This window comes from Streptacidiphilus carbonis, assembly GCF_000787775.1.
In the GTDB taxonomy this organism is placed as follows: Bacteria; Actinomycetota; Actinomycetes; order Streptomycetales; family Streptomycetaceae; genus Streptacidiphilus; species Streptacidiphilus carbonis.
Window position 1 is genome coordinate 1 of the sequence record NZ_BBPM01000116.1, and the last position, 7,524, is coordinate 7,524.

Consider the following 7,524-nt stretch of genomic DNA (forward strand, 5'->3'; position numbering starts at 1 on the left):
GTGGTGGGGTGGGTGGTGGTGGTCAGGCGGATGTTCTCGGGGCGCACGCACAGGGTGGCGGTGGTGCCGGCGGGGGGGGGGGTGGCGCTGCGTGCGGGTAGGGGGACTCCGAGTGCGGACTGGACCAGGTGGGTGTGTCCGTCGTGCGCGGGGGTCTGCAGGACCTTCGCTTCGAGGAAGTTGGTGCGGCCGATGAAGCCGGCGACGAAGGCGTTGGCGGGGTGCTCGTAGATCTCGCGGGGGGCGCCGATCTGCTGGATGACGCCGGCGTGCATGACTGCGATGCGGGTGGACATGGCCAGGGCCTCGGTCTGGTCGTGGGTGACGTAGACGGCGGTGAACTTGGAGGCGGCCTGCAGGCGCTTGAGTTCCAGGCGCATGGTGTCGCGGAGTTTGGCGTCCAGGTTGGACAGGGGTTCGTCCAGGAGCATGATCTCGGGCTGGGCGACCATGGCCCGGGCCAGGGCCAGGCGCTGCTGCTGGCCGCCGGACAGCTGGGTGGCCGGCCGGGTGGCGTAGGCGTCCAGTTCGACGGTCTCCAGGGCCTGGTGCACCGCGGTCCTCAGGTCCGCGGCCGGGCTGCGGACGGAGCGGGCGCGCACCCGCAGGGGGAAGGCGACGTTCTCGAAGACGGACATGTGCGGCCAGATGGCGTAGGACTGGAACACCATGCCGATGCCGCGCCGGTTGCTGGGGATGTCCAGGCCGGCCGTCGAGTCGTAGACCGTGCGCCCGGACAGGCGGATCCGGCCCGAGTCGGGGCTCTCCAGTCCGGCGATGGAGCGCAGGGTGGTGGTCTTCCCGCACCCCGAGGGTCCCAGCAGGGTGAAGAACTCACCCGGCTCGATGGTCAGCGACAGGTCGTCCACCGCCCGCGGACCGCCGCCCTGCCTCCGCTGGGAGGTGTAGGTCTTGACGATGCGGTCCAGCACGATCGCGGCACCCGCCCCCACAACCGGCCCCCCAGCCCCCGCAACCCCCCTCACAACCACCGAACGCACACCAGACATCTCCCATCCCTTCCTCTCAAGAATGTAGTGCGAAGGATTTACAGATCGAGAACGATGTTTTCGGCGCGGGAACGGCTGACGCAGATCATCATCGTGTCGTTCGCCTCGCGCTCCTCTGGCGAGAGGATGTCGTCGGCATGGTCGGGGATGCCGCCGAGGACCCGGGTTTCGCACGATCCGCAGTAGCCCTCCTCGCACGAGTACGGCACATCGGGCACGACATCGCGGACGACGTCCAGAATGCTGCGGTCGCGCGGGACGACCAGTTCCGTGCCGGAGCGGCGGAGTGTGACGGTGAAGGCGGTTCGCTCCCCCGCGCCCACGGGTTGGCCGTGCGTCGGCGTGGATCCGGCGCCGAACCGCTCCGCGTGAAAGTCCCGAGGGGGCGCGGCAGAGGCGCAGGCTTCGGCCACGGCATTCATAAGGGTGTCCGGCCCGCAGCAGTAGACGGCTGTATCGGGGCGCGTGGCCGCGATGGCCGCGGCGATGTCGAAACGGTCGACCTCGTCCCTCGGCAGGATTTGAACGGAGCCGCCGCCCAAGGCGTTCAACTCGCGCGTGAAGGCCATGCCGTCGCGCGTACGGCCGAGGTACACAAGGTTCCAGGGCGTCGACCCGCCAGCCAGCCATCGGACCATCGGCATCATCGGCGTAATCCCGATGCCGCCTGCGATCAACAGATAGCCCGGGCTGTCTCTCAATTGGAAGTGGTTCCGCACCGCTCGCACGGTCAGGGTTCGACCCACCAGCGGCAGGCTGTGGAGCTCGACGGATCCGCCTCTGCCGCCTTCCTCGAGGAGCACGGCGAAGGTATAGCCGGTTCGGTCTGCCGGATCACCGCACAGTGAGTACTGACGCATCAGTCCACTCGGCAACTGCAGGTCCAGGTGCGCTCCGGGCGACCAAGCAGGCAGCTCCTGGCCCTCCAGGTGTTGGAGCCGGATGGATATGACACGCTCGGCTTCATAGGACACCCGCGTGACACGGAAAGGACCCGGGCCGGCGTGCGCCACATACAGCTCGGACGGGGAAATCGCGGTAGTCACTGAGTCTCACCTTCGTTGAACCGGGCCCGGCCCCGAACCGGGATTGAGCCGCTCCGCCCGCATGCCCTCGCCGCCACGGCGGCCAGTCAGCATCTCTTGTACGCATGCCGTACGTGAATCTCTATGCGTACATCTGAACGCAGCGGAGAGGCGGCGTCAAGGGATTGCGTCAAGGTGCCTGCCTGCAGGCACCGCCGATCTGGGGCAGCCCACGATCCGGACTTTCGCCCTGGCGAGCGACCCATTCTTCGACGGTCACGGCCCGGTCCGCGCTCAGCCGCGCGGAACTCAGCGCGCTTCACCCACGCAGCCGCGCAGGCGAGCGGACGCAGGGGTCGACCGGCGGTCATGTCTGGATCGGGGGTGTTCCGTGGGTGTGGAACGAATGGATGGTCTTCAGGCCCCAGGCCTGTCCCTTCGCGCGCTCTGCCTCGCTCCAGTTGACGAGCGGCCAGTCGGGAGCGAGGACGAGACGGGTGAGCGGATTGCACAGCTCGATGCGGTTGCCGCCGGGCTCGTAGACGTAGAGGAAGAACGTCTGCTGGATGGCGTGCTTGTGCGGGCCTGTCTCGATGAACACGCCGGTGTCGATGGCCAGGTCTGCGGCACGCAGGATGTCCTCGCGGGTGTCGGTGGCGAAGGCGATATGGTGCAGTCGGCCCTGGCTGCCGGTCCAGTCCTCGGTGTAGACGACGTCGTACGACTTGTCCGTGTAGGTCAGCCACCGTGCCGCGATCCGACCTGTGTCCAGGCGGACCTGTTCGGTGGAGCGGGCGCCGAGGAGGCGCTCCTGGAACTCGGTGTTGGCCAGGACGTCAGCTGCAAGGAAGTTGACGTGGTCCAGTCGGCGGACCCCTACTCCCCTGTTGGGCTTGGCCTGCGGCTGGTTCTTCAGGGCGGCCTTCAACTCGTCGGGCGGCTGGTAGTGCTCGCTCTCCCAGTACAGGGCGTGTTCGTGGCCGTCCGCGTCGGTGGTGATGTACAGCTTGCCGATGCCCGGCTCGTCCTCGATCCAGTGGCCTGGGCCACCGGCGTCCTCGACCGCTTCCACCCGGCGCAGAAGGGCCTCCTCACTGGAGGTGCGCAGGGCCAGTCGGCCGATTCCGGGCTGGTCGCGCGCGGTCAGGACCAGGCTGTGGTGCTCGTAGTCGTCGAAGGTGCGCAAATAGACCGAGTCGCCGACCTGGCCGTTGACGGTCAGGCCCAGGAAGTCGGTGCAGAAGGCGACCGAGGCGTCCAGGTCCGGGGTGAAGAGTTGGGTGTGGCCGATGTGCGCGATGTCGCCGAGGGGCGGAGTCATCGTTGACCTCCTGAGGGTCGCGCGTAGGAGGGGGTGGGCGGTTGGGGGAAGACGGTGCCGTCGAAGAATTCCGGGCCGTACGCACTGCGGCAGTGTGAAGCGCTTTCGGCTGCCCGTCGCTGGTGAGGCCGAGGCTGCTTTCGATGTCGGTGAATCCCGTGGGGTGCTCGATGCGGAGTCGGTCGCCTTCACCGGACAATTCGGCGACCGACACTCCGACACCGCCCTCGATCCGCAGCCCCGCGGCCACGCTCGCGGCGCCGAGGACGCCGATGGAGGTGTGGCAGCGCACCGGGATGAAGGTGCGCGTGGTGACGGCCCCACCCGAGCGGGGTGGAGCAAGCAGGGTGAGTTTGGGCACGGTGCTCCCCCCGACGTCGCCGAGGCCCATCAACTCCCCGGCCCACAGGCGAATTTCATGGAGCCGGGCGGCGAGCTCCGCGTTCGCCTCCAGGTCCGTCGGGGACTCGTAGCCGGTGACCCTCAAGTCCTCGGCGCGGATGAGGACCGTCGCCATGCCGTTGTCGACACAGGTCACTTCGACACCGGCGACCGTGTCACGAACGCGGCCGGTGGGCAGGAGCGGACCCGCCCCTGACGGGAACTCGATGACGATCGCGGCCGCGCCCCTCGGCACCCCGGAGATCTCGGTGTCGCCCATGTAGTCGACGCGTCCACCGGGCGTGGGGAACGTCGCCGTGGCGAGGTCCCCGCTGTTGACCATGCGGATCCGTGCCGAGGTCCTCTCCTGACCGGCCTGCAGCAGTCCGCGTTCGACCGCGAACGGTCCGATTCCGGCGAGGAGGTTCCCGCAGTTCTGGCGGTCCGACACTTCTGCTCTGTCCACGCCGATTTGGAGGAAGAGGTAGTCGACGTCGGCTGCGGGGTCCGTGGAGAGCGACACCACGGCGACCTTGCTGGTCAGGGGGTGGGCGCCGCCCAGTCCGTCGATCTGCAGCGAGTCGGGGCTGCCCATGATGCGGAGCAGCAGTTCGTCGCGCACGGCGGGTTCGGCGGGCAGGTCCTCGGCGAGGAAGTACGCGCCCTTGGAGGTGCCGCCGCGCATGAGCATGCAGCGCACCCCCGGCGGCTCGGTCATGAGTGCGCCGCCGTGTACTGCTCGTACGTCTGGTACTGGACGCCGAGCTCGACCAGCGTGTCCCGCAGCCCGTACCGGTCCAGGCCGAGCTGGCCTCCGATGAAGGCGGCGCGGGTGGCGGCCTCCTTGTCCTCGCGGGCCTGGGACTTCTCGGCGGCCTTCTGGGCGTGTTCGCGAGGCACGACCACCACGCCGTCGTCGTCGGCAACGATCACGTCGCCGGGGCGGATCACCTCGCCGCCGATGACAACCGGTACGTTCACGCTTCCCCCGGTGGCCTTCACCGTGCCCTGCGCCGACACGGCGGCCGACCAGGCGGGGAAGCCCATCTCACGCAGCTCGGCGGTGTCGCGGATGCCGGCGTTCGTGACGATGCCTCGAACGCCGCGGTGTTTGAGCGCGGTCGCGAACAGATCGCCGAACATGCCGTCCGTGGACAGCGAGGTGGTGGTGACTACGAGGATGTCGCCCTCGCCGCACTGTTCGATCGCCGCGTGGATCATGAGGTTGTCCCCGGGCCAGGACATTACGGTGACGGCGGTGCCGGCCACGCGCGAGTCCCGCTGGTTGGGGCGCAGGTGGCTGCCGAGCAGGCCGGTGCGGCCCATGGCCTCGTGGATGGTCGCGACGCCGTAGCCGGCCAGCATCCCGACGTGCTCGGGGTCGGCCTTGGGCGGGTTGGTGACGATCACGGCGGGCATCAGGCGAGTTCCTTTGCGATCTGCGGGTAGGGGCGCATGTACGCCTCGGCCATGGTCTTGTGGGCCAGGCCGAGGTTCGGTCCCGCATTGCGCTTGAGCTGGACTCCGCGGCGCACCGCGAGTTCGGTGTAGTACTCCCACAGGTGCTGCTGTGCGGCCAGGCACTCCATGGCCCGGCGCTTGGTGTCCCAGACCTCGGTGATATCGAGCAGGACCTCGGGTTTGAAGCCGCTCATCTCGGGCTGGTGTGGTTCGAAGTAGAAGACGGGCGGGGCTCCGATGATCTCGCCGTGGCCCGGGTATCCGATGGCCTGGGCCAGGACGCGGGCTTCCAGGGCCATCCGGTTCGCGGCGGGGTGGTCGCCGTTGTACGGGTCCTCGACCGGGTGTGTGAGGACGGCGTCCGGCTGGGCGGCCCGGTAGAGCGCGACCAGTTGGTCGGTGATTTCGGCCGTGGCCACCAGGGGGTAGTCGCCGGCGTCGAAGAAGCGGACGACGGCGCCGAGTCGGCCGCCCGCAGCCTCGGCCTCCTCGCGGCGGATCGCCTTGATCTCGTCGAGCTTCTTCCCCTCGCGCCATGCCTTCGCGGACTCGCCCCGCTCCCCGAAGGTCAGACACGCTATGGTGACCTGTTCTCCGCGCGCTGCGGCCAGGGCGATGGCGCCGCCCGCCCGCCATACGAAGTCACCTGCGTGAGCTGTGATCACCAGGGTCGATCGGGTCGGGGCGTCAGGCGTACGGGAGTGGGTGGATCGATCACGACCGTCCAGCCCAAGCGGGCGATCGGTGTTCTCAGTCATGGTGGTTGCTCCAGTCTCCGGAGGGCATCCGGGTTGGCAGGTTCAAGGTTCGTCTCGGTCACAACGGCCCCGCCCCTGGTGGGCGGGCTGGTGGTCGCGCGTCCTGGGCGTCGACGCCGTTCAGCACTTGACCAACTCGGCGGGGGTTCAAGGGTCCGCAGCTGTCATCGGCCGCCAATCCCGATCAATACGCAGGCAGGAAGCTTTCTGTCGCACCACCGGCGGCCGTACGCCCGGGATCAGCCTGGATTCGGCAGGCGCGCAGACCATCAGTCACGCTGCCGAGATGAGCGCGGACAGCCGTCCCGGCCGCCCGCGGATTCCTGGCGCGGATCGCCTCGATCACCACCAGGTGCTCACTCAAGGACTGCTGCGGGCGACCCGGGCGCAACGCCAGCTGAAAGCTGTGGCGTAGTAGGGCGCTGAACCGCTCCAGGAGACCGATAGCCGTCCGTTGGCCCGAGATGTCCCGGATCAAAGCGTGCAGCTCGTAGTTGCGCCGGGAGTATGTGATCGGATCAACGTCGGAAACCGATGTGGACAAGGCCCTGCCCAGGCGAGCCAGCTCGTCCAACTGCGCGTCGGTGGCAAGCTCTGCTGCTTTGACGGCGCACAGCTCCTCGAGAGCCGTCCGGCACTCCATGATCTCCACAGGCTCGTCGACCGAGACCATCCGTACACGCGATCCGCGGTTGTGAATCCGTTCGACCAACCCCTCGGAGGCGAGATCGAGGAGCGCAGCACGGATGCTTGCGCGCGAGACGTCGCACAGCTCCGCGAGTTCATTCGCCACCAGCCGGTGCCCCGGCGCCATCTCGCCGCGCAGAATCGCCTGCCGCAACCGCTCCCGGGCATAGTCCTTCGCATGCTCAGCCGAGCCTGGACGGGAGTCCTCCGACATCTGCCCTCCTGAATGAGTCCTGAAAGCACTAGCAGTGCCGCGAAGCCTCGCGAGCGTCGCCGGCGAGGCTGTCGGTGATTGCAGCCAGGTCCTCCTCGGCGACGCACATCGGCTTGTGATTCAGTCAGGCATTGCTCAATGTACGCATTCCGTACGAATGCCTGTATGCGTACATCGGATCGCATCAAGGAGGGCGGCGTCAAGGGATTGCGCAAAGATGGTTGTCCGGATGGGTGCGGCCGACTGGCCAGTGGCGGCCTCCCAGGCGATGAACGACGCCTGCCGTGCACCTTGCCGGGCGGAATCGCGGCCGGGTCGGCGAGGGCACTCGGACGTGTCCCGCACGGGGAGCGCGAATCTCTTCGCGGGACTGCGGTGCTGGGCGCCGGACAACGGTACGGCTCCCCGCCCCGAGGAGAGACAAGCTGGGCAACTCAAGGCTGTCGGGGCAGGTCGTTCTGGCCTCGCGTTTTCGCGAGGGGAGATGCTGATGGATAATCAGGATGCGGAAGGCGTCGCTGACCTGCGGTCATTGCGTCCTGCTCGGGCCGCTGTCGAACGTGGGGGCCGGTTGGGTGGCGCCGGGCGCCAAGCAGACTGGGGCAAGGAGACGTGCGTACCGCCTTCCTGACAACCGGGCGCGCAGTATCCGTCGAAGCTCCGGCGC

At 68.2% G+C, this 7,524-nt stretch carries 6 protein-coding genes and 1 pseudogene; all 7 read right to left on the bottom strand.

Going from position 1 to position 7,524, the window contains the following annotated elements; genetic code table 11:
• Positions 1-932: ABC transporter ATP-binding protein (locus tag TR46_RS37180; RefSeq protein WP_042411574.1), on the bottom strand; the 932-nt coding region annotated here is incomplete at its 3' end.
• 116 nt (positions 933-1,048) lie between these two features.
• Positions 1,049-2,056 carry a PDR/VanB family oxidoreductase gene (locus TR46_RS37185; RefSeq protein WP_236655702.1) on the bottom strand — a complete coding sequence of 336 codons (1,008 nt, stop codon included), beginning with the start codon at positions 2,054-2,056 and terminating at the stop codon, positions 1,049-1,051.
• Between the two features lie 346 nt (positions 2,057-2,402).
• Positions 2,403-3,356, bottom strand: coding sequence for a VOC family protein (locus TR46_RS37190; protein WP_042411566.1), 954 nt, complete (start codon positions 3,354-3,356; stop codon positions 2,403-2,405).
• A 127-nt stretch (positions 3,357-3,483) separates the two neighbouring features.
• A pseudogene (locus TR46_RS40530) lies at positions 3,484-4,455 on the bottom strand (4-oxalomesaconate tautomerase); the annotation flags it as partial.
• A complete protein-coding gene (locus TR46_RS37195; RefSeq protein WP_042411570.1) occupies positions 4,452-5,156 on the bottom strand; it encodes a 4-carboxy-4-hydroxy-2-oxoadipate aldolase/oxaloacetate decarboxylase in 705 nt (234 codons plus the stop codon). The gene TR46_RS37195 and the pseudogene TR46_RS40530, both read right to left, overlap by 4 nt.
• Positions 5,156-5,956 (bottom strand): PIG-L deacetylase family protein, encoded by an 801-nt coding sequence (locus TR46_RS37200; RefSeq protein WP_439654423.1) that lies wholly within the window; start codon positions 5,954-5,956, stop codon positions 5,156-5,158. Before TR46_RS37200 ends, TR46_RS37195 begins: the two co-directional genes overlap by 1 nt.
• Before the next feature lie 184 nt (positions 5,957-6,140).
• On the bottom strand, positions 6,141-6,857 hold the full coding sequence (locus TR46_RS37205) for a GntR family transcriptional regulator (RefSeq protein WP_084719263.1): 717 nt from the start codon (positions 6,855-6,857) through the stop codon (positions 6,141-6,143).
• Positions 6,858-7,524 lie beyond the last annotated feature (667 nt).

What these genes read in the sequence shown, in the direction of transcription:
- TR46_RS37195 (WP_042411570.1), bottom strand. Translation starts at nt 5,156, where the DNA reads ATGCCCGCCGTGATCGTCACCAACCCGCCCAAGGCCGACCCCGAGCAC.
- TR46_RS37200 (WP_439654423.1), bottom strand. Translation starts at nt 5,956, where the DNA reads ATGACTGAGAACACCGATCGCCCGCTTGGGCTGGACGGTCGTGATCGA.
- TR46_RS37205 (WP_084719263.1), bottom strand. Translation starts at nt 6,857, where the DNA reads ATGTCGGAGGACTCCCGTCCAGGCTCGGCTGAGCATGCGAAGGACTAT.
- TR46_RS37190 (WP_042411566.1), bottom strand. Translation starts at nt 3,356, where the DNA reads ATGACTCCGCCCCTCGGCGACATCGCGCACATCGGCCACACCCAACTC.